Here is a 24,252-nt window from a genome sequence, read left to right as displayed (position 1 = left end):
TCGTCCATGGCTTTCCGGTGCGGCTGGGCCGCGTTAGGTCGAGGCTGGGTTCATCCGCCGGTTCCACTGTTCTGCAACGGCCAGGCCGTGAGGTTTGCGGTTGCGGTTCCGCCGCGGGCGCTCGCACTCCAGGAAAGCGGGCCGCCGCCACGGAAGAAGCGGTCGGTGATGGTCTGCTCGCCGCCGTTCACGAAGACCTCGACGATGGACTCGTCCACCAGGATCCGCAGTCGGACCTTGCCCTTGATCTCGACCGGAGCGACGTGCCGGTTGGCAAATCCGTCATGGAAGTGTGGGCCCGATCTCGTCCGGTCCACGAAAACCTCGTTCCCGGTGGGATTGACGCCCACGATTGTCTGCCAGCCCTGCCCGTCGGTCAGCGTGATCGCGATCTGCTCCGCATCGCCGACATCGAGGTCCATTTCGAGTTCCGCCTTACCGCCGTCCACGGGCAGTGGGATGGGCGCGTCGCCCAGCTTCAGCGCTGTCGGGCCTCGCGGTGCGCCGCGCAGGGCCTGCAGCTCCTGGACTGGAAGCTGGACGATGCGGTAGCCGTCGGCCGTGCGGCGCAGGGTGAGCGAGCGCGGCACGGTCATCAGGCCACGCGAAGGCCAGGTCGGGATTACCTCGGCGTATCGCCAGTCGTTGGCCCATCCAATCCAGATGCGGCGGGGATCGCGGCTGGGGAGGTCGTTGTAGGTGACCGCCGCGTAAAAGTCCGCGCCGTAGTCCATCCATCGCGTCTCGCCGCCCCAGCCGGGGGCTGGCGTGAACGTGCGGCCGTCGAAGCCGCCGACAAAATACTGTCCGCCCGAACCGCCACCGACGGCGTTGTCGCCCAGATTGACCGACAGCACCCACTTGCGCTCGCCCTTGGCGCCGCCCTCGACGGGCATCTCGAACAGGTCGGGACATTCCCAGTTCCTGCCTCGGGCGCCGGCGGGGCCGAAGCTGCTGGCGAAGGTCCACTGCTTCAGGTCGGTCGAGGTGAAGATGACTGCCCGGTTCTCGAGCGCCATGACGGCGATCATCACCCAGCGCTTGGTGGCCTCGTGCCAGAACACCTTGGGATCGCGGAATTCGGCCGAGCCGACGCTGAGGACCTCACCGTGCACGATCCAGGTGCGTCCGCGGTCGTTGCTGTATGCGACGTATTGCGACTGCAGCTTCGCCTTCGGGTTGTGTCCGGTGAAGACGGCGACGAGCGGAGGCTTGCCGCCCCGGCCGAAGCCACTGGTATTCTTCCAGTCTACCACAGCGCTGCCGGAGAAGGCCATGACATCCCGAGTCTCCGGGATTGCAATCGGCAGCTCCTGCCAGTGAATCAGGTCGCGGCTGACCGCGTGTCCCCAGTTCATGTGACCCCAGCGGTCGCCATGTGGGTTGTATTGGTAGAACAGATGGTATTCGCCATCGTAGTATACGAGCCCGTTCGGGTCGTTCATCCAGTTCCGCGCGGGAGCAAAGTGATAGCCTGGACGTTCGTCCGCGCGCTGCGCCGCCACTGGGGTGGTGAGCGCGAGTGCGGCCGCCACCGAGATCGCTGCCTTCATCATGCCTTGGTGCCTCCCAGGTCCATGTCCTCCAGCGCGATCCCGTTGGTCTCCGGCATGAATCTCCAGGCCCAGCCGAGCTGGAGGAGCATCATCGCGCCGAAGAAGGCGAAGACCCAGCCGCCGACGCTGGCGGCAAACACGGGGAACGCCCAGGTGATCAGCGCGGCCATGACCCAGTGGGTCGTGCTGCCGAGCGCCTGGCCCTTGCCGCGCACGGCGCTGGGAAAGACCTCGGAGATGAAGACCCAGATCACCGCGCCCTGCGACATCGCGAATGCTGCGATGAAGGCGAGCAGGCCGGCGAGGATGAGCGTCCCGTCCGGTGTGGCACTCTCGAGCTGCCAGCCGACCAGTCCAAGCGAGGCAGCACATACGACCGAGCCGATGAACAGGAGCGGGCGTCGGCCGAAGCGGTCGATGAGGAACAGGGCGAGGATCGTGAAGACGAGGTTGGTCCCGCCGACCGCGATCGACTGCAGGAGGGCGCTGTCCGATGGGGCGCCAGCGAGCTCGAAGATGCGGGGGGCGTAGTACAGCAGCGCGTTGATGCCTGACAGCTGGTTGAACATCGCGATCGCGATGGCGCAGGCAACCGGGACCGCGTGCTGCCGCTGGAACAGGCGCGGGGTGCCACCAGCCTCCTCGCGGACCTCCGCCTGCTCGATGCGGAACAGTTCTGCGGTGGGATCTACGAATCCGAGACGCCGCATGACGGCCTCCGCTAGAAGCCGGCGCCCCTTGATCGCAAGCCAGCGTGGGCTTTCGGGCAGCACAACCGTCACTGCTAGGAAGACAACGGAAGGGATCGCGACGATCCCGAACATCCACCGCCAGGCCAGATCCGGCGGCACCAATCCGGCGATCACGTAATTTGAAAGGAAGGCCAGCAGGATACCGAGCACGATGTTCAGCTGGTTGAGGGCGACGAGACGACCGCGGAAGCGGGCCGGCGAGACCTCCGCGATGTATATGGGCGTCACCACCGACGCGGCCCCGATGGCGATCCCGCCCAGGAAGCGGAAGGCTATCAAGAGGTTCCAGTCTGCCGCCAGGCCGGTGCCGAACGACGAAATGACGTAGGCGATCGCCACGCTCACCATGACCGACTTGCGTCCGAAGCGGTCGGCTGGCGCGCCGGCGACGAGCGAGCCGAGCACTGTTCCGATCAGTGCGGAGGCGACGGTGAAGCCGAGCATGGCGTCGGTGAGCGCGAACCGCGCCTGGAGTGCTTGCGTGGTTCCCGAGATCACCGCGGTGTCGAAGCCGAAGAGGAGACCGCCGAGCGCGGCGCCGGCCGCACTCAGGACGATCGCGGACGTGATCCGCGCGTCGTCGGCCGTAGCGGCGCCTACGGCGGAGTTTGTGGGGCTAAGCATGAGCTGCTTCCAAACTGGGTTGTGGCGGGTTGATGGTCGCGGTCCAGTGCATGGGCCACTGCCGGACCGCGGTCCGGTAGGCGAGCGCCAGCGCGCCTGTCAGTCCGGCAGATGCGCCGGCCGTAGGCGCGGCGATATACTCGTCCATGTCGAGCGCGCGCATGCTGGCGTCATAGCCGGCGAGTTTGGCGAGAAGGCTGCGGCGGACGCGCTCATACATCGTCGGCGACTGCATGACGCCGCCACCGAGGATGATGCGGTCCGGGCGCACGACGTAGGTCAGCGTGGCGCATAGGCCTGCGATGTAATGCGCCTCCATCTCCCATCCCGGATGGTCCGGGGGCAGCGTCTCGCCCGCAACGCCCCACCGGGCGGCAATCGCCGGACCACAGGCGAGCCCCTCGAGGCAGTCGCCATGATAGGGGCAGATGCCCGGGAACGCCTCGTCTCCTGGCGCGCGCGGCAACTTGATGTGACCGGCTTCCGGATGATTAGCGCCTCCGTGCGGAGAGCCGTCTATGAGAAGACCGACGCCGATCCCGGTGCCGACCGTGACGTAGCAGAACGTGTCCAGGCCCTGACCGCTGCCGAACAGCAACTCGCCCACTGCAGCGGCGTTCACGTCGGTGTCCAGCGCCATGGGCGCCCGGATAGTCCGCCGGAAGTGCCCGAGCAGGTCGATATTCTGCCAGCCTTTCTTGGGCGTCGAGGTGATCGTGCCGTAATCCGGCTTGGCCGGATTCAGCGAGAGCGGGCCGAAGCTGCCGATCGAGAAGGCCGAAAGCTGGCCGAGCCGCGCGATCTCGCGTGCGAAGAACACACTCGCCTCCCCCAAGGTCTCTTCGGGCGACGTCGTCGGTATGCGGGCCTCAGCGACGATGCGGCCTTCCCGATCCGCGATCCCGCAGATGAACTTCGTTCCGCCCGCCTCGATGGCTCCAAGAAGCATGTCTTCTGTCATGTTCGCCCAGGAAAAGTCGCCGGCGGCGAGAGCCGCCGGCGTCAGGAGGGAGCTCAGTCGGCGCACGGGTTCACGCCGCGCACGTCATTGCGCGAGCGGAACGTAACGGACGTGATTCTCTTGCTGGGACCTGCCATCATCAAACCCTCTCCCTTGGTACGTGCCGCGTTCTCACGGTCATCGATCGACTAAATCTATAAAAGTGATTTAGTCGGGTCAAGCAGAAAAGCCGATGGGCATGCTCGAAGAGCTTGCGATTTAAAAAGTCTTTTGATTTCAGAGACGAGACCGCGTTAGTCAGCCGGATGCCGCGGGCTTGAAAAGAGCGCTGAGATCCGGTGAGAAGCTCGCATGGAGCGGCAACAGGCCGGCTCCCACAGCCGCTGCCGCCGAACCGAGCCGACCGGTCCTCACGGCCGGGGCGAAGAAGTCCGGCGGGACGTTCCGACTGAGCCGGCGCTCGAGTGCTGCGGCGACACCGTCGATGACGGGCTGGGGCGCAGCGCCATCGATCACTACGGCTTCTAGGTCGAGGAGGCTGTTGGCGCCGATGACTGCGAAGCCGAGGGCATCGGCGCACCGCTCGATCCACGCCGCGAGATCCTGTTCCTTCGGATCCGCGGGCAGGGAGTAAAGCGACGCGTGATGGATGAGGTAGTCCTCGTGTCCGGCCGTCGGGACCGGCATGGAGGCCAGCGCGCCGGCATTTCCATGCCGTCCCTGCACTACCCGACCTGACAGCACGAGGCCGCCGCCGATGAAGGTGCCGAGGTTGACCGACAGGAAGTCTTGGAGGTTGATCCCTGCCCCGCACAGCAGCTGGGCGAGTGTCGCTGCGTTGCCGTCATTCTCGAAATGCGTCGGCCAGGCGATGCCGTCACTTAGTCGATGGGCAACGTCGGTCCCGCGCCACTCGCTGGCCTGGTCGACCGAGATGCCCAATTCCTCGCGCCATTCGCCGATGAACCAAGGCATGGCGATTCCGACGCCAAGGAACGTGTCCGAATTGAGTAGGGACTTCGTGGCTAGGTGTTCATGGAGGAAACCGTTCACCTCGTCGATGACGCGTGTGATCGAGGGGAATGCGCCATCGGGACGGTGGACCGCCTGGCGTTCGCCGTCGAAGTCGAGGAGCGCGATGGTAAGACCGCCGCGACCGACCTCCAGCCCGACTGTGTAACCCCGCTTCCCGTTAATCCGATAGATTATGGCGGGCTGACCCATGCCGCCGGTTCGCTTGCCCGACTGGATCAGCGTCCCACCGTCGGCGAGCTCGTCCACTATCCGAACTACGGCTTGGGGCGAGAGGCCGGTGACGCGCGAGAGGTCGGCCTTGGAAGCACCGTTGAGGCGGCGGACGGCTGAAAGGATAAGACGCTCGTTGTAGCGCCGCATTCCGCTGGCATTTGTTCCCTTACGCAAGCCATGCATAACCGCGTTCATCCTGCCCCCAGCCTCCGGAATACCAGTTACGCCGGACCGGCGTAGCGTGCCAACCGGAGACCCTGCGCAGCGTCCGATAATGCTTGCTCAGACGTTCTTATGAACAGACGGTGCTTGTCCGCAAGGCATCTATGAATGCGGCAAACCGCGCGCGAACATCTGGAACCTGTCCAACTGCCCTTGCCAGATCCGAATCTGCGAAGGCCTGCCATAGCGACAAGGGTGTTGCTCTTCGTCCAGCGCAAGAGCCTTCGACCAATGCGAGTGGAGTCCATGAGAGAACCGGAGCTGCAAGGAAGTCGGCGCGTGAATACTCTCGGGCCACCCATACGTCCGCGCGAAGCCTGGGCAGATCGTCCAGCAGGACGGCAAAGCAAGGGGGGCAGGCAGACGCACAGCCGAATTCTCCGACAACACATCTTCGCAGGGAGCGGCTTGCCGCTCAATGACGTGGCAGCGCTTTGCAATCGCATGGAGCCTGCTAGGCGAGATCTCCCGCTGACCGCTATCTGTGGAACTCCGGCCACTGCCTCGAAGCGAGGCTCGAACGCGCCAACTCGAGGACTAGGCCGCGCTCAGTAACGACGCTGACGAATCTGTGGCCGTCGTGCGAAACTGGTCTGCGAACGCGGTCACCAGGCGAGCGTTGCGACTGTCTGCACTGTGGTGGAGCTGGAAGCCAACCCGCCTCACGAGCATCCTTATTGTCGCATCGAGACGACGATGCCACGGCGGCGTCGGAAGCAACCCCTGCCGGCATGCATCCGGTTCAGTTCGCCGGCGGCCGCCACCGTCGCAGTTGTGTCTTCGCTTCGTAGGCGAGTGGGTTCGGATATGTAATCAGCTCGAAGATCGGGCCGAACGGAGCACGCACGAAGGCGACGCGTCCGCCGGGCCCGGCCTCGTCGTTCATGAGGTCCCACGGTTCGTTGAGGACCGTTCCGCCTGCCGCGCGTGCGCAGGCGCACTGCACGCGCGACGTAAGTTGCTTCGTCGGTCACCGGGCGGTCGCCGGAGGCTACTGCCCGTCCCCGGCGGGCGCCGAGGTCGGCCGCTGGAACTTCTTGCTCATGTGGCCGGCGCCCGTCTGGTCGCCGAGCTCGAAGCCCCAGTTGTAGCCGCCCTTCGGGTTCGCCTGCACGCGGATGGCGCGTTCGAGCGCCGCTCCGGCCCGCTCGATGTCGTCGGCGACGCCGCCGTCCTGTGCGAGGAGCAGCCGGTCGTAATCCTCCTGCGGGAACTTGGCGTCGATCGGCAGCCAGAGCGGCGCTTCGCCGCTTCCCGGCAGCTTGACGGCGAACTCGACGATCTCGCCGGAGTCCGGTCGGATCGCCGCCGCAACCCTCCCGCAGTCACTTCTCGAACACGGTCGTGCCGGGGCTGGCCTTGCCGTGCTTCGTCGTCACGTAGCGCCCGGTGCCGGCGCTCCGGTAGTGCCCGCCCGAGCTTCCGCTCTTGCCGGGCGCCTCCTTCACCGTCGTTCCCGGGTTCGCACGGCCGGCCGCACCGCTGACGTAGCGACCCGTGCCCGCACTCCTGTATCCACCGCCCTTCGCCATCGTTCGTCTCCTCGTTCAAGCCCGGACCGATTCGCGGCCCGCAGTCAGATCATCGCCGACGTGGGTGACGGAACTTGTCACCCGCCTGTTCAAGCCGCCAAGAGCTGCTGCGCCCACCGGTGCGCCCGCGCAGACGTCTCGAAGAAGAGCACGTCGTCCGTCGAGAGCCGGATTGCCTGCCGCGGCTCGACCGGCGTCCGCGCGCCGGCCCGGACGATCCAGAGCTGGCTGGTTGCGGGGCGGTTCGCCCTCGCGAGCAGGGTAGCGGTGTCGACCACCTCGGCATCGATGCCGAGGAGCTGCCCGTCGACGTCGACGATGTGGCGCAGTTCGATGTTCGAGATGTTCATGTCAGCGTCTCCCTGTTCGAGAAGGCCACACTCGCACGCGTGCGTGTCAGAACCTGTCACCCCCATATTCGCTTAGGATGCAGAGCGCGTTGACGAGCGCCATCTCCTCGACGGTTCGGCAAGGCGTCTCGAGCAGGAGCGGGCTGGCGAACACCATGGCGGCCGCTTGCGCGCGCGACACGGCGACGTTGATGCGGTTGATGGAGAACAGGAACGCGATGTCGCGCGGCAGCTCCTCGCCGCTCGAGGTCGTCATCGACACCAGGCAGACCGGTGCCTCCTGGCCTTGGAAGCGGTCGACGGTCCCGACCCGGACGGTCGCCGGCAACGCGGCGCGCAGCGCGTTCACCTGCGCGTTGTAGGGCGCGACGACGAGGACGTCGCCGTGGCCGACGACGCGCTCGGCCCCGTCGCGGTCGCGATAGGTCGAGCCGACGACATCGTCGATGCGCGCGCGAATGGCGGCGATCTCCTCCGGGCTGGTCTGCGAGCGGCCGAGGTGGGCGACCGCGCGCATGCCGGCACCGACCAGGTCTGATCCGTCGGCGGCGGTCAGCGTCTGCGTGCCGGCCGCCTCGTCGCTCTCGAGCCTGCCTTCGTAGACGGCGGCCGAGATGTAGCCGCAGACCTTCGGGTGCATCCGCCGGCTGACCGGCATGAAGATCCCGCGGTCGCCGGGCACGACCCGCGCGCCGTCGACGAGGTATTCCAGGGACGATCGGCCGCTGTCGCCGGGGTGGACCCCTTGCGTCGGCTGCGGCAGCTGCATCGGGTCGCCGACCAGCACGATGTTGCGCGCGGCGCGCGCCATGGCGAGGATGTTGGCGAGCGAGACCTGCCCCGCCTCGTCCACGACGAGATGCGAGAACGCGGGAGCGTCGTAGCGCGCGAAGTGCCAGGCGGTGGCGCCGACGACGTCCGCGGCCTCGATCTCGGGCGCGTCGTTGGCGGCGACCAGCGTGACGCCGGTGCGCTCGTCGTCGTCACCGTCCTCCGACGTCTTCTGGACGACGCGGCACGCGACCCCCTCCTTGCGGGCGCGTTCAGCCACGGCCGAGAGCAGGTTGCCGACCGCCTTGTGGCTGTTCGACGACACTGCGACGCGGTGCCCGGCCCGCACGAGGTCGACGATCGCGAGCGCGCTGACATAGGTCTTGCCGGTTCCCGGCGGCCCCTGGATCGCGAGTGTGGTTCCGTCCATCGCCGCGATCGCCGCGCTGGTCTCGGCGGACAGTTCGCCGTCCGGATCGACGACCTGGGCCCGTGTGCCGTCGCGGAAGAGCGGGGTCGCGCGGGCGAGCAGGTGCTCGACCGCTTGCATTCGTCCCGTGTCGGCGATGATCTCCTCGGTGACGGCGGCCAGCGCCGCGAGCAGCGCCTTCTTGTTGATCGGCTGCGGCGGGAGGAGGTCGAGCCGGTCGGGGAGCGGGCCCTTCTTCGTCGAGCGGCGGAGCGTCAGGGTGAGGGCGGCGGGATCGATCTCGCGCAGTACCGCGTCCTCGAGGCCCGCCGCCGGCTTGAGGCTCGGGCTCTTGCCGGCGCGCAGCTTCGTCTCCTGCGGCGGGAAGCGGTAGCTGCGTTCCCAGGACTGCGCCGTCACCTTCACCGGTTCGCCGACCGCCTCGCACAGCGCGACGCATTCGAGGTCGTCGACGAGTTCGGCGCTCTCCTGCGCGAGCCGGTCGAAGATGCCCCAGTAGGTCGGCTTGTCCTCGCGCTTGTAGAAGCGGCTGAGGTCGAGGAGCAGGTCGGCGACACGCTCGCCGAGCCGTGCGCGGACCGGTTCGAGCCTGATGCGCAGCGCCTCGAGTTCGGCATCCTCGTCATCCACGTTCGACAGCGTGCCCGCTTCCGGGACGTCGCCGAGCGTCGGCCACGGCATCGCCGCCGGGCGCACGTCGGCGACCAGCCAGTCGCGCAGCATCTGCGTCGATACGCAGTCGGTCCGGTTGTAGTCGTGGATGCGGTCGAGCAGCGTCTGGTCGGCCGTCTCGCGCCATTTCTCGTAGAACACGACGCTGGCGCCGGCGGTGGCTACGTCGGCGTCGCGCTTCTCCATGTAGAAGGCCTCGAGGTCCTTGATCGAGTAGCCTTTCTCGGAGGCGATCATCGCCCCGGACCCGACCTTGAAAAGGTCGACGAACCGTCGCTCGCGCTGGAGCTGGTCCATCGCGGCCTCGGCGACGCGGTGGTGCGCGGTGAGGCGTCGCAGCGCGGCGATCTCGTAGTTCGCGTAGTGGTAGACGTGCGCGCGCGGATGGCGGCGGAGGTGGTCGACGAGGAAGGCCAGCAGGTCCGCGACCGCGCGGCCCTCGGCGGCGCGGTCGTGCGCCCAGAACGCGCGGAAGGTCCACGCGCCGCCTTCGCGGAGCCAGAGGCCGTGCAGGTATTCGAGCCCGCCCGGATAGTAGGGGTCGCCCTCGATGTCGTAGAACACGTCACCGTCATCGGGCGCGGGGAGCATCCCGAACCCCTTCCCGGGCTCGGCGTCGCGCAGCTCGAACGCGGGCGGGCCGCCCGCGCGCCGCGCGGACTGCAGGCGTGCCTGCGCCGTCAGCCTGGTCTGGGTCTCGGGCGCCATCTTGGGCACGCGCTCATCGCGCCCCGCAAGTCCCGTCATCGTCGTGACGCCGGCGGCGTCGAGCTTCTGCCGCTGTGACCGGCTGATGCCGGCGACCAGCGCCAGGCTGTCCTCCCGTTCCCATTCGGCTCCGCACCGTTCGCGCCAGCGGCACAGGCCGCACGCGGCGACCGGTTCCGGGCGCGTTTCGGGACGCTCGGCAAGGAACGCCTCGAGCATCCGCCGCGCATGGCGCGCGTAGGCGGACACGTCCGCCAGCCGGACCGTGAAGCGGCTGCCGTCGCCCAGCTGCAGGTGCGCGGCCTCGGGCGCGACGCCCTGCACCTCCGACAACAGGTCGGAATAGAGGCACAGCTGGAGCACGTGCTTGGGATCGGGCTTGCGTTTGAGCTTCGTGTCGACGACCTCGTAGGACCAGGCGCCGAGGGCGGAGGGACTATCGACCCGCTCGAGGAAGTCCGAGTAGCCGCCCCAGGCTCCGCCGAGCAGCGCGCCCTGGAAGATCACGTCGGGACCTGCGGCCATGGCCTCGTGGGTCAACCGCACCGACTCCTCCAGCGCGAGGCCTTCCTTCGTGATCTCGACGATCGACTTGCCCGAGCGCTTCAGCTCCTCGAGGAAGGCGAGTTCGTGCGCGTCGCCCTGGCGCTGCAGCAGTTCCGCCTCCTCGCCGTCCTCGCAAGGGACGACATCGCCGATCTCGACGAGCCGAAGGTCGAGAGCGGACGCGTGGCGGCATCCCTTGAAGCGCATCAGGTCCGAGGCTGACAGGCGCAGTGCGCCATCGATGATTCGCATGACCTTCCCCTTTCCCCCGGACATGGCATATAGTGGGTGACAGAACTTGTCATGCTGGAGTCTGCCGGTGTCGTTCGTGAAGGCTCAGGAACTGGTGCGGCTCGCGATGATGGCGACGCGGCGGCGCGGTGTGTCGCTTGGGGACATCGCGGAGGAGTTCGTTTGCTCGCACCGTACTGCGCAGCGCATGACCGACGCGTTGGAGACGGCTTTCCCGCAGACCGTCCAGACGATCGACGATGATCGCCGCGCGCGGTGGACGGTGCCCGCCCGCGCCGTTGCGCCCCTGTTGACGCCGTCCGCCGAGGAGCTCGCCGCGCTGTCGACGGCCATCGCCGAGCTCGACGCGCAGGGCATGCCGACCGAGGCCGCGACCGCGCGGCGGCTGGAGCGCAAGGTGCGCGCGCTCATCCCGCCCGAGGCCGGCACCCGGCTCGCCGTCGACGAGGAGGCCCTGCTCGAGGCTCTCGGCCATGCGGCGCGGCCGGGCCCGCGCCCGGCGTCGAGCGGCAAGGTCGACGCTGCGATCTACGAGGCCCTGAAGGGTCCGTTCCTTCTGCGGATCATGTATCGCCGGCGGCTGCAGGACAGGCCGACCGAGCGGGTCGTGGCGCCGCACGGGTTGCTGCTTGGGGTGCGCCGCTACCTGGTCGCGCGCGACACCGCCAAGGTGAAGGGCGCGCGCCTGCAGCACTACCGCGTCGAGGAGATCCACGAGGCGCATGTGCTGGACGACAGCTTCGAGCTCGACCCCGGCTTCAGCATCCGCGAGCACGCCGAGCGGGGCTTTGGCTCGTTCGAGAGCGCGGCGGAGCATGGCGAGGTCGTGTGGCGCTTCAGGCCGGATGCGGCCGAGCAGGCGCGTCGGTTCGTGTTCCATCCGACCCAGACCGCCGAGGAGCTCGAGGACGGCTCGCTGCTCGTGCGGTTCGAGGCGTCGGGCCATCTGGAGATGTGCTGGCACCTGTATTCGTGGGGCGATGCGGTGGAGGTGTTGGCGCCCGAGCGGCTCGCGGCGATGGTCGGACGGCACCGGCGAAGCGACTTCGCCGCGCTTCCCTGAGATCGACCGCCTAAGCGTTGCGCGCCCGGCGCCGGAACGCGGTGGGCGTCTCGCCGAACATCCTGACGAAGGCCGTACCGAAATGCGATCCCCGCTCGTAGCCGCAGGCGTTTGCGATCCGGTTCACCGGCTCGTCTGTCGTGGCGAGCATCCGACGGCCCGCCTCCAGACGCAGGGCGAGCAGAAAGGCGAAGGGCGTCAGCCCGGTCCGCACCTTGAAACGCCGTGAGAAGTGGAACCGACTCATCCCGGCCTCGCGGGCGAGCAGTTCGAGCGTGAGCCGGCGGCCCAGGTTCGCGCTCATGAATTCGACCGCGCGCGACAGGCCGGGGTCGTCGGTGACGTCCGTCAGCACCGAGCGGTCGCCCATCGTCCAGGGATCGCGCATGGACGCGATGTGGGCGGCCAGCCATCGCGCGGCGGTCTCCGCATAGGTGTCCGGGGCGCGCTCGGACATCGCCTTGAGGAGCGAGGATCCCACGGTCGCGACGACCTGATCGCGGATCAGCGCCTGCTCCGGCCATCCAGGCGCTTCCCGTTCAGGAAGCCCGTTGCTCATCGCCGCGTCGCGGACGAGCTGGCGTGGTAGGAATATGTGCAGGATCTCCGTTCGAAGCCGCTGCCGCCGGCTGCTCCACCGCAACCGCTGGGCCTGGCCGCCGGGGACGAGGAGAGCCGAACCTGGCCGCAGGCTGACGCGCTTCCACAGTCCTTCGTGCAGCGTGTCGACGTCCAGTTCGCCTGTGATGAGCAAGGAGATCCTATGGTCGGTCGTGGCGCCGGTCTCGAACTCGCCGCCGCCGACGTCGCATCGGAAGAGTTCGAGCAGGAGCGAGTTCCAGCCGATGGCCGTGCTGCGCGAGAGGATCTCGCCCGGCGCGGCGTCGTTAGAGATTAGGCTGTTATGGTCGAAGCGGATGATTTCGGTCACACCGGATGGTCTTGTTGTCACCAATGGCGCCGATGTCGCGGCGCAGGCACGTAGCCGCCCGACCGGGCGACAGCCCGGCGCCGGCGATACGGCCTCCTCATGGGCTGGTCCGCAGGGTGGGCGCGGCTAAGAGCCCTGTTCCACCCTGCGGTCGTTTTCAGTTGCCGAGGAACGGGTTGATCGCGGCGAGGGTCGCGTCGAAGCGCCTCTCGGCTTCGGCGTCGCGCATGAACTCGACCCCTTCGACCAGGATCTCGCTCGGCGTCGGCACGCGCTGGAAGCGCTCGATGACCTGGTCGGCGAACGTGTCGAGCGGCATGAAGCGCTCGTTGTTCTCCTGGCCGGGCGTGAGCGTCGTCCGCACGGCGGGCGGGGCGAGTTCGATGACCTCCACCTTGTCCTTCAGCACTGCCCGGAGCGAGATCGTGTAGCTGTGGATCGCGGCCTTGATCGCGGAGTAGGTCGGTGCGATCACGAGCGGGACGAACGCCAGCCCCGAACTCACGTTGACGATCGCGGAATCCGGCGTGGCGACGAGATGCTCGATGAGCGCGTTCGTCAGGCGGATGGGGCCCAGCAGGTTGCTGGTGACCGAGGCCTCCGCGTCGCTCAGGTCGCGTTCCTTATCGAGCTCCATCTCCATCCGCATGATCCCGGCGTTGTTGATCAGCACGTTCAGCGCGGGGAAGTCGGCGACGACCTTCTTCGAGAAGGCGGCGATGCTGTCGACGTCGTCGGCGTCGAACTGGAGGGCGTGGATGTTCGGGCGGTCGCCGATCGCCTTCTCGAGCACGTCGAGGCGGCGGCCCGCGATGATCACGGTGTTGCCGAGGTCGTGGAAGCGGTGGGCGAGCGCCTCGCCGATGCCAGTCCCGCCACCGGTGATCAGGATGGTGTTGCCGGTCGTAAGCATGGGAAGTTCCTTTCGGTCGGTGTGGCGCCTTCGGGCGTCAGCTTTCTGGTGGGTCGGCGGCGTCCATCGCGCGGTCCAGGGCTGGGACCGGTTCGGGGTTGCTTCGCGTGGACGCCGCCGGGAGCGCGGCCGCCGGGGGATGGCGGCCGCGCCGTCTGAATTCGGGAGTTCAGAGTTTGCCCTCGCTGAGCATCTCGCGTGTCCGCTTGAGGGTGGAGATGAGGGCGGCCTTGTAGCCCTTGTCCTCGCTGTCGAACTGCGCCTGCTCGGCCTGTTCCTCGGGGCCGCCCGGCTGCTTGTCGCGCAGGCCGATGTAGCAGTAGAACTTGAGCTGCAGCTCGCCGTCCGCGTCCTCGAACAGCTCGTTGACGATGGCGCCCTCGCGCGGGCCGGTCACCTGAAAGAAGGTGACCTTGCTCTCGGGCTCGAGCACGATGATCTCGCGCAGGTTCGCCCCGGCGATGGTGGCGTCGCGGACGAAGTCCCGATCAAGATGATCGACTCGTGGGGCCGGAACGTGGCGGGCAAGCAGCATCCGGGCTTCTCGCCGATGGGGCCCTACATCGTGACCACCGACGAGATCCCGGACCCGCACGCGCTGCGCCTCACCACCAAGGTGAACGGCAAGGTTGTCCAGGACATCGGCACGGACGACCTGATCTTCACGGTCGCGAAATACGTCGCCTACATCTCGCAGTGGTACACGCTGCAGCCGGGCGACATCATCTCGACCGGCACCCCCGGAGGCGTCGGGATCGGTAAGAAGCCGCCGGTCTTCCTGAAGCCGGACGACGTCGTGGAGGTCTCGATCAGCGGGATCGGCACACTCTCCAACACCGTCGGAAGCCCCCGGTGACGGAGGCCGCGAGGGCACTTCCGCCCTTGCGGCGGCAACTACGCGACCAGAGCGCCTGCGCGCGAGGCGCGCACATGGCAGCCGCGCTGCCGGACTGGTTCTTCCTGGCCGTCGGCCGTTGCCCGGTCGGGGCCCTCGCCACCCAATTCATGTTCACCGCTCACCTGGAGAGTTGAAATGTCCGAAACGCTGGAAAAGACGAAGACCGAACCGACGCTCAAGCTGAAGTTCTACTCGCACGCCACGCTCGAGTGCGGCGACATCAAGCGCACCCGCGCCTTCTTCGACGAGTTCCTCGGGTTCGAGACGGTGCAGATGTCGCCCGCGTCCTTCTGGGCCAGGATGGGCGGCGACCAGGTGATCGTGGTCGTGAAGACGGCCGAGGCGTCGGGGGAGATGAACTTCCTCAACCACAACGGGCTCGACGTCTCGACCGACGCCGAGGTGGACGCCGCCTACGAGATGGTCCAGCGCGACGCCGAGAAGTGGGGCCTGCGCAAGATCACCAAGCCGACCGTCGTGCACGGCACCTACTGCTTCTACTTCTGGGACCTCGACGGCAACGCCTGGGAGATCCTCTCGAACCCGCGCTGAGGCTATCATTGGGACGCCCGCCCGCCTGCGGTCCACGTCGTCAGCGAATGTTCGTCAGTTGCGCTCGATCGACGCCCAGTCGAGCACAAGCCTGGACCCGTTCACGCGCGGGAGCGACTTCCGATCAATCAATCGCGCCGCGATCTCGTGGTCGGCGTTGATCTTCACGATCAGAACCTTGCTGAAGTTAGCGGAAGACGCGCTCCGCCCGCTGCCTGACCCTGTGCGCGGTCTCGATCGCGCCACGCGCCTCGACCTTGCGCAGCGCGGCCAAAAGCAGGCCCTCGTCGATCTGGTCGACGGGGAATGGGCCGATCGCCGGGAAGAGGTTGTGCTCCAGCGATTCGATCACGTCGTCGGCATGGACCGGCTTCCAGCGCGGCACCTGGCTCTCGTGCCATTCGCGGGCGAACTTCTCGAAGGTGTTCTGATGCCCGACCTTGCGGGAGTGGCGGGCGCGCTGGCGCTCCAACCCGGGATCCAGACCGTTCCTCAGCGCCTGCTTGGCATCGTCGCGCAACTCGCGCGCTCGCTTGAGGCCAACGTCCGGATAGGTGCCGAGCAGCAGCCGGCGCTCCTTGCCTCCGAAGCGGTATTTCAGCCGCCAGGTGCGGTGTCCGCTCGTCGAAACGAACAAATACAACCCGCCCGTGTCGGCCAGCTTGTAGTCGCGCTCGCCGGCCTTGGCGTGCTCGACCTTCTTCGGGTCCAGCGGCTTGCGCTGGGGCTTCTCCGCCTCGCCCGACATCAGTGCCCCCTCCGAGTTGAAACCCATGCCCCCGCAATGCCCCCACAGGAGTTGCGATTGCGTGAAGCCGGATGAGACGGGATGAGACGACTAACGCGCCGAATCACCTCGTGAGACGGCACCGTTGAGACGGGATGAGACAGGCTGAAGAACCTGCCTGGCGGAGACGGAGGGATTCGAACCCTCGGTACAGTTTCCCGTACGACGCTTTAGCAAAGCGTTGGTTTCAGCCACTCACCCACGTCTCCGGATGCGGCGGATGCGGGGCTATAGCGAGGGTCGGGAGGGGGATCAACCGCCTGATCGCATCAAATGCGGGCTCGGCTCGACGGCGAAATCGATTCGCTTCGTCGCAGCGTTCATTGCCGGGCAATCCAAGGCGGCGGATAGGTCGCGGCTTCAGGGTTGGGGAGCATATCGACATGACCGGGTTTGGCAGGTTCGCGCATCTGGTGGCGCTGGTCGCGGTCGCGGCGGCGCCAATGATGGCGCAGGCGCAGGTGCGCACGGTCGATCCCAACAGCGCGATCGACGCCGACCTGTCATCCCCGCCGCAGCGGTCGACGACGACCACCCAGCCCCTCCCGCCCCGCAACCAGCCGGCGCAGCCCGAAACCGTACCGCAGACGACGCAACAGCCCGCGATCCCGCCGGCCGAGCCCGCCCCCGCCGGCCCCGATCCGCTCGCGTCGCGCGCGGCGGCGGCGGAGGCGAGCGGGACGTACAAGCGCGACGACCTGCTCGCCGCGGCAGAAGGCGTGTTCGGCAAGGGCGCGGAAGGGCTGGCCGGCATCGTCGAGAAGATCCTGAAGGATCAGGGCGAACCCAACGCCTATATCGCCGGCCGCGAGGCGAGCGGCGCCTTCGTCGTCGGCGTCCGCTACGGCTCGGGCGTGATGACGCACCGGGTCGAGGGCACCCGCCAGGTGTTCTGGACCGGGCCGTCGCTGGGCTTCGACGTCGGCGGCGATGCGAGCAAGGTGTTCGTGCTGGTCTACAACCTCTACGATACGCAGGACCTGTTCCATCGCTTCCCGGCCGGCGAGGGACGCGTGTTCTTCGTCGGGGGGTTCGCGGCGACCTATCTGCGCCGCGGGAACACCGTGCTGATCCCGATTCGCCTCGGCGTCGGCTGGCGGCTGGGCGCGAACGTCGGCTATATGCGGTTCAGCGAGAAGTCGCGTTGGTTGCCGTTCTGACCCTTTAGCCGAACCGGCGCCGCGCGCCACGGCGCAAGCCGATTAGGGGCGGTTTCGACCAGCTTTGTTCAACCGTTCGTATTGAGCGAAGTCGAAGCACCTCGCGGAGAGCTGCCCTTCGACTTCGCTCAGGGCGAACGGGGCTGAACAAAGCTGATCGCTCCCGCCTCTAAGGTTGCAGCGACGATCGCCACAGCCGGCTGCCACGGTTACGAGCGCGACCACAGGTGTTTGCTATCCGCTGCGGCGTAGGTTGTGGCCAACGCGATCCGTTCAAGCCAACTTGCCGACACGGCACGGGAAGACGTCAGGGCCACAGGCATGTGCGCCGCCCCCGCGGCTACGGCTTTCGTTCCACGCGGCCCCCCGCGCTTCAGACGAAGGCAGGCGCCTTGCGCAAGTGCTGGTACGCCTCGACCACCGCCTGCAGTGCGGATTCGTGCGCGCGATCGCCGCCGTTGCGGTCGGGGTGGAATTTGCGGACCAGTTCCGAATAGCGGCTGCGCAAGGCAAAGCGATCGGCGTCGGGGGCAAGGCCCAGCACCTTGAGCGCCCGGCGATCGTCGCCCGACAGCGGCTTGCCGTCTGCGCGCCCCCTGGCCTCGGCCATCTTCTCCCGGAAGCGCGCGCCGAGCGCGTCGAGCGGATCGTCGAAGTCCGACCATTTCGGTGGCCGGTCGGCGCCCGAACTGGCGAAGGCGCGCGTCTCCCGCTCCCAGCCGGCATAGGGGCGCTGCGCGGCGTTGATCTGGTCCGGGGTCATGCCGTTGAAGAAGTTATAGCCGGCGTTGAACGCACGGACATGGTCGAGACACAGCCAGCGGAAAGCGGCCGGGCCATCGGCCGTCGCCCCCTGCCCCGCCGGTGCGCGGAATTCGCCGGGTTCGGGGCAGCCGGGCTCGGCACACAGCCGGCCGTTCGCCTCGACCCGCCCGTGAAACCGCGCTTTCGGTCGCTCCTTGCGCGGTTCTTCGTCGGCCACTCCCAACCCTTCCGAAAAACGGCTTATATAGGTGGCATGACCGACACCGCTACCGCACCGCTGGCCGATATCATCGCCGCCCGGCTGACCGAATCGCTCGCTCCGTCGCACCTCGTCGTCTCGAACGACAGCCACCTCCATGCCGGGCATATGGGCGACGACGGGACGGGCGAGAGCCATTTCACCGTCGAGGTCGAAAGCCCCGCCTTCACCGGATTGAACCGCGTCGCGCGTCAGCGGTTGGTGAACCGGGCGCTGGCCGATCTGCTGGCGACCCGCATCCATGCGCTGGCGATCCGCGCCCGTGCGCCGGGAGAGGGATAGATGGCCTATAATCTCTGGTACTGGCCTAGCATTCAGGGGCGCGGAGAGTTCGTGCGGCTGGCGCTGGAAGCGGCCGGTATCGACTATCGCGACTGCGCGCGCGAACTGGGGGCCGAGGCGCTGATGGCGGACATGGCGAAACACGCCCCCCGCGCGCCATTCGCCCCGCCCTATCTGGAGATCGACGGCCATGTGATCGCGCAGGTCGCCAACATCCTCGCGTTTCTGGGGACGCAGCACGACCTGGCGCCGACCAACCTGGCGGACCGTTACTGGATCCAGCAACTGCAGCTGACCGTCGCCGACGTCGTGGCGGAGGTGCACAACGTCCATCATCCGGTCGAGATGATGGCTTACTACGACGAGCAGAAGCCGGAGGCCGCCCGTGCCGCGGCGCAGTTCCGGAGCGAGCGCCTGCCGAAATTCCTGACCTATTTAGAGGATGCGGTTGCGGCCGGCGGCGACTGGACGATCGACGGGCGCTGGACCTATGTCGACACGTCGCTGTTCCAGCTGGTCGAGGGGCTGCGATATATGTTCCCGCGGCGGATGGCGGCGATCGCCGGGCAATATCCCAACCTGATCCGCATCCGCGACCAGGTCGCCGACCTGCCCGGCATCCGCGCCTATCTGAAAAGCGACCGCCGCCTGCCCTTCAACGAAGACGGCATTTTCCGCCACTATCCGGAGCTTGACGGCGAATGACCAACGACGATCTGTTCGACATCGTCCTGACCCCGGTCACCCATGACCTGGGCGGGTTCAAGGTCCACCGCACGCTGCCGGCCAAGGCGCGGACGATGGTGGGGCCGTTCCTGTTCTTCGACCAGATGGGGCCGGCGATCCTCGACGCCGGGACGGGCATCGACGTGCGCCCGCACCCGCATATCAATCTGGCGACCGTCACCTATCTGTTCGGCGGCGCGATCGACCACCGCGATTCGCTGGGGACGAAGGCGCGGATCGAGCCCGGCGCGGTCAATCTGATGACGGCAGGGCGCGGCATCGTCCATTCGGAACGCTCGCCGGGCGACGAACGCGCGAAGGGCCCGGAGCTGTCGGGCATCCAGACCTGGATCGCGCTGCCGGAACGGGTCGAGGAGATGGCCCCGGCGTTCGAGCATATCACCAAGGCCCAATTGCCGGTGATCGAGGACGGTTGCGCGACCGCGCGCGTCATCATGGGGTCGCTGTGGGGCCACAGTGCGCCGACGACGACCTATGCCGGCACGATCTATGCCGACATCCTGCTGGCGCCCGGCGGCAGCCTGCCGATCGATGCGGAGGCCGACGAGCGCGCACTTTACCTGTGCGACGGCGATGCCAGCGTCGAGGGCGTGCCGCTCGATCGCACGAACCTCTATGTCCTGCGCCCGGGTGTCGCCGCGACGCTCAGGAGTGAGCGCGGCGCGCGGGTGATGCTGTGCGGTGGCGAAGCGATGACGCCGCGGCATGTGTGGTGGAATTTCGTGTCCTCCAGCCGCGAACGGATCAACGAGGCGAAACGCGCGTGGAAGGCCGGGGAGTTTCCGGTGGTGCCGGGCGATTCGGAGGAGTTCATCCCGATCCCGGAAGTGCCGAAGACGGTGAGTTATCCGTGAGTGCATGACCATCGTTCCTGCGAAGGCGAAACTTGGGCAAAGACACCGTCATTCTGACGAAAGTCAGAATCCAGGGCCAAGCAAAACGAAGGCCTGAGCAGAGAAACCTGGATTCCGGCTTTCGCCGGAATGACGAGACGAGTTGAGAGGATTGCGCGTGACCGACGATCTCCAGCACATTCCCCTCCGCACCGGCGTCACGCTGGCGGTGGCGGTCGCGGGCGACCCCGCGAACCCGCCGGTCATCCTGCTCCACGGCTTTCCCGAATCGCACCGGACGTGGCGTGAGGTCATCCCCGACCTTGCCCGCGACCATTTCATGATTGCGCCCGACCAGCGCGGGTTCGCGGCATCGTCCAAGCCGGAAGGGGTGGAGAATTACGCCCCGGACCAGATCCTCGGCGACCTGATCGCACTCGCCGACCATTTCGGCATCGACCGCTTCACGCTCGTCGGACACGACTGGGGCGGGGCGATCGCGTGGATGGCGGCGTTGCAGCGGCCCGACCGCGTGGCGCGGCTGGTGATCGTCAATGCGCCGCACCCGTTCGTCTTCCAGCGCAGCCTGTTCGACGATGCCGACCAGCGCATGGCGAGCCAGTATATCACCGCGTTCCGGTCGCCGGGGATCGAAACGCACGTCGCGATGATCGGCATGGAGAGCTTCTTCGACAAGAGCTTTGCGCCGCATGTCGACATGACCAAGGTGACGGCACAGGAGCGCGCGAGGTACATCGCCGATTGGTCGCAGCCCGGTGCACTTGTGGCGATGCTCAACTGGTACCGGGCAAGCGCAGTCATCGTCCCGCCGCCGGGCGAGACGCCGGAGCGCCCCGCCTATCTCGACGCTCCCTTCCCGCCGATCACCCAGCCGACGCTGGTGATCTGGGGCCTGCGCGACACCGCGTTGCTGCCGGTGCAGCTTGAGGGGCTCGATGCGCTGGTGCCGGACCTGACGGTGACCAGAGTCGATGCCGGGCATTTCGTGCCGTGGGAGAATGCGCCGGCGGTCATCGCGGCGATGCGGGACTGGGGGATTTAGGCTCAACTTTCGCTCGTCATCAAGCGTCACAGTGCTGGACCGTTGAACTTTGGGAAACGTCATCCCGGACTCGATCCGGGATCCAGGGCCACGAGCGACACGACTGTTTGGCTCTGGATCCCGGATCAAGTCCGGGATGACGAAGAAGAACGGACTTGTTCTATCGACCGACTGACGATCTCCAGGCGAAAAGAGTTCAGACCGGCGCCACGCCGCTCAGGACATAATCGCTCGCCACTTCCGGCACTGCCAGCCCGTCGACCCACGCACCATGTGCATGGGCATGCGCGACGACCTCCATTCCCTGCCCGCCGGGCCAGCCGCGTACGCGGACCTCGTGCGCGGCGAGGTCGCGGTTGGGCTCCAGCATCACCCAGCCGAACGGCCGCTCCGCCGTCGCCCGCGCGCCGGCTGCGTGGATCGCATCGCGGATGCGGGCCTGTCGTTCGGACCCGAGATACTGCCAGACGACCGAATGGAGCACGACGCGGGTGACGCCCGCCGGCTGCGGTTCGGCCAGCCGCACATCCAGCCACTCGGCAGCATCGCCGCGGTCGAGCCGAACGCCCCGGTCGCGGACCATCGCGATCGCGCGGTCGAGGCGCGCCTGCCGCTCGGTCGCATCGATCCAGACATAGGCGGCGAGCCGATCCGCAGCGGCCGGATCGGTCAGGTCGATCGGCGCGACATCGACGCCGCGCACCGAGACGACCTCGACCGCGGCCTCGGGTGGAGGGTTCCCGCGCCATTCCGGACGGATGAGCACCGGCGACTGAGGTCCGACCGCGACGCCGCCCAGGTCGAAACGATAGCGATCGATCAGCAGGTTCAGCCCGGCACTCGATCCCAGCTCCAACAACTCGAACCGCGGGCCGTAGCGCTCGGCGAGATGCAGCAACCCCGTCATCAGCGCCGCCGACCGACCGGGTTCATTGGTCTGCGGCGGCCCGTCGAGCCACGGCAGCAGCGCCGCCTCATGCTCGACCAACGCCGCGCGGAGCCGGTCGATATCGCGATCGAACCCCACCGCGGCGCCCGCACGGTGCAGCGCATGCAATCCGCCGACCAGACGCAACGGCAGCGCATCGGCGATCGGATCGCCCGACCAGTCGAGCACGACGCGCCCGACCTGCGTGTCCCGGTCCAGCACGTCGGCCAGCCCGCGCGCGATCGCCGCCGTCTTCGGCGCATCCATCGCGTCGCAGAAGTCCGCCTGGCGTCGAAACGCCGTCCTCGCGCGTTCGGCCCTGTCCATACCCGCAATTGCGCCCCTCGCGGCGCCCAAGTAAAGCCCCCGCCATCATGGCCGATCCGATCGTCATCGCCGTCCCCAAGGGACGCATCCTCGAAGAGGCGCTGCCTCTGCTCGCGCGGGCGGGTATCGAGCCCGAAGCCGCCTTCTCGGACGAACACAGCCGGGCGCTGCGCTTCTCGACCAACCGCGGTGACATCGACCTGATCCGCGTCCGCGCGTTCGACGTCGCGACCTTCGTCGCGCACGGGGCGGCACAGCTCGGCATCGTCGGGTCGGACGTGCTGATGGAGTTCGACTATTCGGAACTCTACGCCCCCGTCGACCTCGGCATCGGCCACTGCCGCCTGTCGGTCGCCGAACCCGCGGCGATGGCCGAGCGCGACGACCCGCGCGGGTGGAGCCATGTGCGCATCGCGACGAAATATCCGAACGTGACCAAGGCGCATTTCGCGCGCCGCGACGTGGGCGCCGAGTGCGTCAAGCTGAACGGCGCGATGGAGCTGGCGCCGGTGCTGGGCCTCGCGCCGCGGATCGTCGACCTCGTCTCGTCGGGACGGACGCTGAAGGAGAATGGCCTGGTCGAGGTGGAAGTGATCACCGAAGTCACCAGCCGCCTGATCGTCAACCGCGCTGCGTTCAAGACGCGCGCCGAGATCGTGCCCCTGGTCGACGCGTTTCGGCGGGCGGTGACGCCGGAGCCGGCAGTCGAGGCCGAAGTCACGCCCGAACCCGCGCCCCTGCCCATCCCCAGCGCGGACGCTTACTGAGATGATCCGCCTCACCACCACCGACCCGCGCTTCGACGCCGACTTCGCCGCGCTGGTCAACGCCCGGCGCGAGGCCGATGCCGATGTCGCACGCGACGTGCAGACGATCGTCCGCGCCGTCCGCGACGAGGGCGATGCCGCGGTCGCGGCCTATACCAAGCGGCTCGACGGGCATGATCTGGCTGAAACCGGCTGGCGGATCGAGCGCGCCGATTTGCTCGCCGCCTATGAAGGACTGCCGCTCGACTTGCGCGCCGCACTGGAGCTCGCAGCCGAGCGGATCGCGGCCTATCACACCAAGCAAATTCCGGCCGACCGCGACGAAACCGACAGCGTTGGCGTTCGGCTGGGCGCGCGGTGGCGCGCGGTGGATGCGGCGGGCGTGTACGTCCCCGGCGGCCGTGCGGCCTATCCCAGCTCGGTTCTGATGAACGCGCTGCCGGCCAAAGCCGCCGGTGTCGAGCGGCTGGTGATGGTGACGCCGACGCCGAAGGGCCAGGTCAACCCGCTGGTGCTGGCCGCCGCGCATCTGGCCGGCGTCGATGAGGTATGGCGGATCGGCGGCGCGCAGGCGATCGCCGCGCTTGCTTATGGCACGGCGCGCATCAAGCCGGTCGACGTCGTCACCGGCCCCGGCAATGCCTGGGTCGCGGAAGCCAAGCGCCAGTTGTACGGCGTCGTCGGCATCGACATGGTCGCCGGCCCAAGCGAAATCGTCGTCATCGCCGACGGTGCCAACGATCCCGACTGGATCGCCGCCGACCTGCTCAGCCAGAGCGAGCATGACCCGACCAGCCAGTCGATCCTGTTCACCGACGACGCCCTGTTCGCCGATGCCGTGGCAGACGCGGTCGATCGCCAGATCGGCGAGTTGTCGACGCGAGACGTGTCACGCCAGGCATGGGATGCGAACGGCGCGATCGTCGTGGTCGGCACGCTCGACGAGGCGCTGCCGCTGGTCGACCGCTTGGCGCCCGAGCATCTGGAGATCGCCTGCGACGCCGACGTGGCGGAGGGGCTGTTCGACCGCGTGCGACATGCCGGCTCGGTTTTCCTCGGCCGGCACACGCCGGAAGCGGTCGGCGATTATGTCGCGGGGCCGAACCATGTCCTGCCGACCGGCCGCCGCGCGCGCTTCTCATCGGGGCTGTCGGTGCTCGACTTCATGAAACGGACCAGCTTCCTGGCGTGCGATGCGACCGCGCTGGCCGCGATCGGACCGGCGGCGGTGGCGCTGGCGGAGGCCGAAGGACTGCCGGCGCATGCGAGATCGGTGGCGTTGCGGCTGGGCGCCTGAACCCGCTTCCGCTCAGGAGCAATCCCGGGACGTCCCCTTTACCGTTCGTGCTGAGC

General features: G+C 67.7%; 25 protein-coding genes, 1 tRNA gene and 1 pseudogene. 10 read left to right on the top strand and 17 right to left on the bottom strand.

Features of this window, described 5'->3' with window-relative positions:
* Positions 1-50: 50 nt before the first annotated feature.
* The 10 genes and pseudogenes from ACFSC3_RS09760 to ACFSC3_RS09715 form a co-directional block, all read right to left on the bottom strand.
* Positions 51-1,556 carry a glycoside hydrolase family 32 protein gene (locus ACFSC3_RS09760; protein ID WP_380940215.1) on the bottom strand — a complete coding sequence of 502 codons (1,506 nt, stop codon included), beginning with the start codon at positions 1,554-1,556 and terminating at the stop codon, positions 51-53.
* Positions 1,553-2,932 (bottom strand): sugar porter family MFS transporter, encoded by a 1,380-nt coding sequence (locus tag ACFSC3_RS09755; protein ID WP_380940214.1) that lies wholly within the window; start codon positions 2,930-2,932, stop codon positions 1,553-1,555. Before ACFSC3_RS09755 ends, ACFSC3_RS09760 begins: the two co-directional genes overlap by 4 nt.
* Entirely contained in the window at positions 2,925-3,959 is a 1,035-nt protein-coding gene (locus ACFSC3_RS09750) for an ROK family protein (RefSeq protein WP_380940213.1), read from the bottom strand. The genes ACFSC3_RS09755 and ACFSC3_RS09750 overlap by 8 nt, the downstream gene beginning before the upstream one ends.
* A gap of 231 nt (positions 3,960-4,190) precedes the next feature.
* Positions 4,191-5,336, bottom strand: coding sequence for an ROK family transcriptional regulator (locus ACFSC3_RS09745; RefSeq protein ID WP_380940212.1), 1,146 nt, complete (start codon positions 5,334-5,336; stop codon positions 4,191-4,193).
* Positions 5,337-6,105: 769 nt separating this feature from the next.
* Positions 6,106-6,249 carry a hypothetical protein gene (locus ACFSC3_RS09740; RefSeq protein WP_380940211.1) on the bottom strand — a complete coding sequence of 48 codons (144 nt, stop codon included), beginning with the start codon at positions 6,247-6,249 and terminating at the stop codon, positions 6,106-6,108.
* A gap of 105 nt (positions 6,250-6,354) precedes the next feature.
* Positions 6,355-6,477 (bottom strand): hypothetical protein, encoded by a 123-nt coding sequence (locus tag ACFSC3_RS09735; RefSeq protein ID WP_380940210.1) that lies wholly within the window; start codon positions 6,475-6,477, stop codon positions 6,355-6,357.
* Between the two features lie 3 nt (positions 6,478-6,480).
* Positions 6,481-6,645: pseudogene (gene rmuC / locus ACFSC3_RS09730) on the bottom strand (DNA recombination protein RmuC); the annotation flags it as partial.
* 43 nt (positions 6,646-6,688) lie between these two features.
* Complete coding sequence (locus tag ACFSC3_RS09725) at positions 6,689-6,895, bottom strand: hypothetical protein (RefSeq protein ID WP_380940209.1); 207 nt, start codon at positions 6,893-6,895, stop codon at positions 6,689-6,691.
* Between the two features lie 89 nt (positions 6,896-6,984).
* On the bottom strand, positions 6,985-7,245 hold the full coding sequence (locus tag ACFSC3_RS09720) for a hypothetical protein (protein WP_380940208.1): 261 nt from the start codon (positions 7,243-7,245) through the stop codon (positions 6,985-6,987).
* 46 nt (positions 7,246-7,291) lie between these two features.
* Entirely contained in the window at positions 7,292-10,624 is a 3,333-nt protein-coding gene (locus ACFSC3_RS09715) for a TM0106 family RecB-like putative nuclease (RefSeq protein ID WP_380940207.1), read from the bottom strand.
* Positions 10,625-10,691: 67 nt separating this feature from the next.
* On the opposite strand from ACFSC3_RS09715, the gene ACFSC3_RS09710 reads away from it, so the two are divergent.
* Complete coding sequence (locus ACFSC3_RS09710) at positions 10,692-11,687, top strand: helix-turn-helix transcriptional regulator (protein ID WP_380940206.1); 996 nt, start codon at positions 10,692-10,694, stop codon at positions 11,685-11,687.
* A 10-nt stretch (positions 11,688-11,697) separates the two neighbouring features.
* On the opposite strand, the gene ACFSC3_RS09705 is transcribed toward ACFSC3_RS09710, so the two are convergent.
* The 3 genes from ACFSC3_RS09705 to ACFSC3_RS09695 form a co-directional block, all read right to left on the bottom strand.
* Positions 11,698-12,618, bottom strand: a complete 921-nt coding sequence (locus tag ACFSC3_RS09705; RefSeq protein ID WP_380940205.1) for a helix-turn-helix domain-containing protein — start codon at positions 12,616-12,618, stop codon at positions 11,698-11,700.
* Positions 12,619-12,775: 157 nt separating this feature from the next.
* Positions 12,776-13,531, bottom strand: a complete 756-nt coding sequence (locus tag ACFSC3_RS09700) for an SDR family oxidoreductase (protein ID WP_380940204.1) — start codon at positions 13,529-13,531, stop codon at positions 12,776-12,778.
* A gap of 169 nt (positions 13,532-13,700) precedes the next feature.
* Positions 13,701-14,066, bottom strand: coding sequence for an AtaL-like protein (locus tag ACFSC3_RS09695; RefSeq protein WP_380940203.1), 366 nt, complete (start codon positions 14,064-14,066; stop codon positions 13,701-13,703).
* Here ACFSC3_RS09695 and ACFSC3_RS09690 point away from each other — a divergent pair.
* Together ACFSC3_RS09690 and ACFSC3_RS09685 are read left to right on the top strand one after the other, a co-directional pair.
* Complete coding sequence (locus ACFSC3_RS09690; protein ID WP_380940202.1) at positions 14,049-14,387, top strand: fumarylacetoacetate hydrolase family protein; 339 nt, start codon at positions 14,049-14,051, stop codon at positions 14,385-14,387. The two genes, ACFSC3_RS09695 and ACFSC3_RS09690, sit on opposite strands and share 18 nt — an antisense overlap.
* A 177-nt stretch (positions 14,388-14,564) precedes the next feature.
* Complete coding sequence (locus ACFSC3_RS09685; RefSeq protein WP_380940201.1) at positions 14,565-14,981, top strand: VOC family protein; 417 nt, start codon at positions 14,565-14,567, stop codon at positions 14,979-14,981.
* A 187-nt stretch (positions 14,982-15,168) separates the two neighbouring features.
* Here ACFSC3_RS09685 and ACFSC3_RS09680 read toward each other — a convergent pair whose 3' ends face one another.
* Both ACFSC3_RS09680 and ACFSC3_RS09675 read right to left on the bottom strand, forming a co-directional pair.
* Positions 15,169-15,729, bottom strand: a complete 561-nt coding sequence (locus ACFSC3_RS09680) for a tyrosine-type recombinase/integrase (RefSeq protein WP_380940200.1) — start codon at positions 15,727-15,729, stop codon at positions 15,169-15,171.
* Positions 15,730-15,887: 158 nt separating this feature from the next.
* A tRNA-Ser gene (locus tag ACFSC3_RS09675) sits at positions 15,888-15,977 on the bottom strand.
* Positions 15,978-16,151: 174 nt separating this feature from the next.
* Between ACFSC3_RS09675 and ACFSC3_RS09670 the strand changes: the two genes are divergently transcribed.
* A complete protein-coding gene (locus tag ACFSC3_RS09670; protein ID WP_380940199.1) occupies positions 16,152-16,928 on the top strand; it encodes a DUF1134 domain-containing protein in 777 nt (258 codons plus the stop codon).
* 373 nt (positions 16,929-17,301) lie between these two features.
* On the opposite strand, the gene ACFSC3_RS09665 is transcribed toward ACFSC3_RS09670, so the two are convergent.
* Positions 17,302-17,910, bottom strand: a complete 609-nt coding sequence (locus ACFSC3_RS09665) for a J domain-containing protein (RefSeq protein ID WP_380940198.1) — start codon at positions 17,908-17,910, stop codon at positions 17,302-17,304.
* 36 nt (positions 17,911-17,946) lie between these two features.
* Here ACFSC3_RS09665 and ACFSC3_RS09660 point away from each other — a divergent pair, with 36 nt between their 5' ends.
* The 4 genes from ACFSC3_RS09660 to ACFSC3_RS09645 all read left to right on the top strand — a co-directional run bounded on the left by ACFSC3_RS09660 (position 17,947) and on the right by ACFSC3_RS09645 (position 20,877).
* Positions 17,947-18,234, top strand: a complete 288-nt coding sequence (locus ACFSC3_RS09660; RefSeq protein WP_380940197.1) for a BolA family protein — start codon at positions 17,947-17,949, stop codon at positions 18,232-18,234.
* Positions 18,235-18,939, top strand: coding sequence for a glutathione S-transferase (locus ACFSC3_RS09655; protein ID WP_380940196.1), 705 nt, complete (start codon positions 18,235-18,237; stop codon positions 18,937-18,939). It abuts the gene before it with no gap.
* Positions 18,936-19,835: a pirin family protein gene (locus ACFSC3_RS09650; protein WP_380940195.1), complete on the top strand. Its 900-nt coding sequence runs from the start codon at positions 18,936-18,938 to the stop codon at positions 19,833-19,835. The genes ACFSC3_RS09655 and ACFSC3_RS09650 overlap by 4 nt, the downstream gene beginning before the upstream one ends.
* Positions 19,836-19,992: 157 nt before the next feature.
* Entirely contained in the window at positions 19,993-20,877 is an 885-nt protein-coding gene (locus ACFSC3_RS09645) for an alpha/beta fold hydrolase (RefSeq protein ID WP_380940194.1), read from the top strand.
* Between the two features lie 196 nt (positions 20,878-21,073).
* On the opposite strand, the gene ACFSC3_RS09640 is transcribed toward ACFSC3_RS09645, so the two are convergent.
* On the bottom strand, positions 21,074-22,132 hold the full coding sequence (locus tag ACFSC3_RS09640) for a DUF2332 domain-containing protein (RefSeq protein ID WP_380940193.1): 1,059 nt from the start codon (positions 22,130-22,132) through the stop codon (positions 21,074-21,076).
* Positions 22,133-22,179: 47 nt separating this feature from the next.
* On the opposite strand from ACFSC3_RS09640, the gene hisG reads away from it, so the two are divergent.
* The gene (gene hisG / locus ACFSC3_RS09635) at positions 22,180-22,899 is read left to right on the top strand and encodes an ATP phosphoribosyltransferase (RefSeq protein ID WP_380940192.1); all 720 of its coding nucleotides are present in this window, start codon (positions 22,180-22,182) and stop codon (positions 22,897-22,899) included.
* Between the two features lies 1 nt (position 22,900).
* Positions 22,901-24,196, top strand: a complete 1,296-nt coding sequence (hisD, locus tag ACFSC3_RS09630) for a histidinol dehydrogenase (protein ID WP_380940191.1) — start codon at positions 22,901-22,903, stop codon at positions 24,194-24,196.
* Positions 24,197-24,252 lie beyond the last annotated feature (56 nt).

It is taken from the genome of Sphingomonas floccifaciens (genome assembly GCF_042681125.1).
GTDB classification, from domain to species: Bacteria; Pseudomonadota; Alphaproteobacteria; order Sphingomonadales; family Sphingomonadaceae; genus Sphingomonas; species Sphingomonas floccifaciens.
Note: the sequence above shows the minus strand (reverse complement) of the source record. Positions and strands in the feature narration are given on the sequence as shown.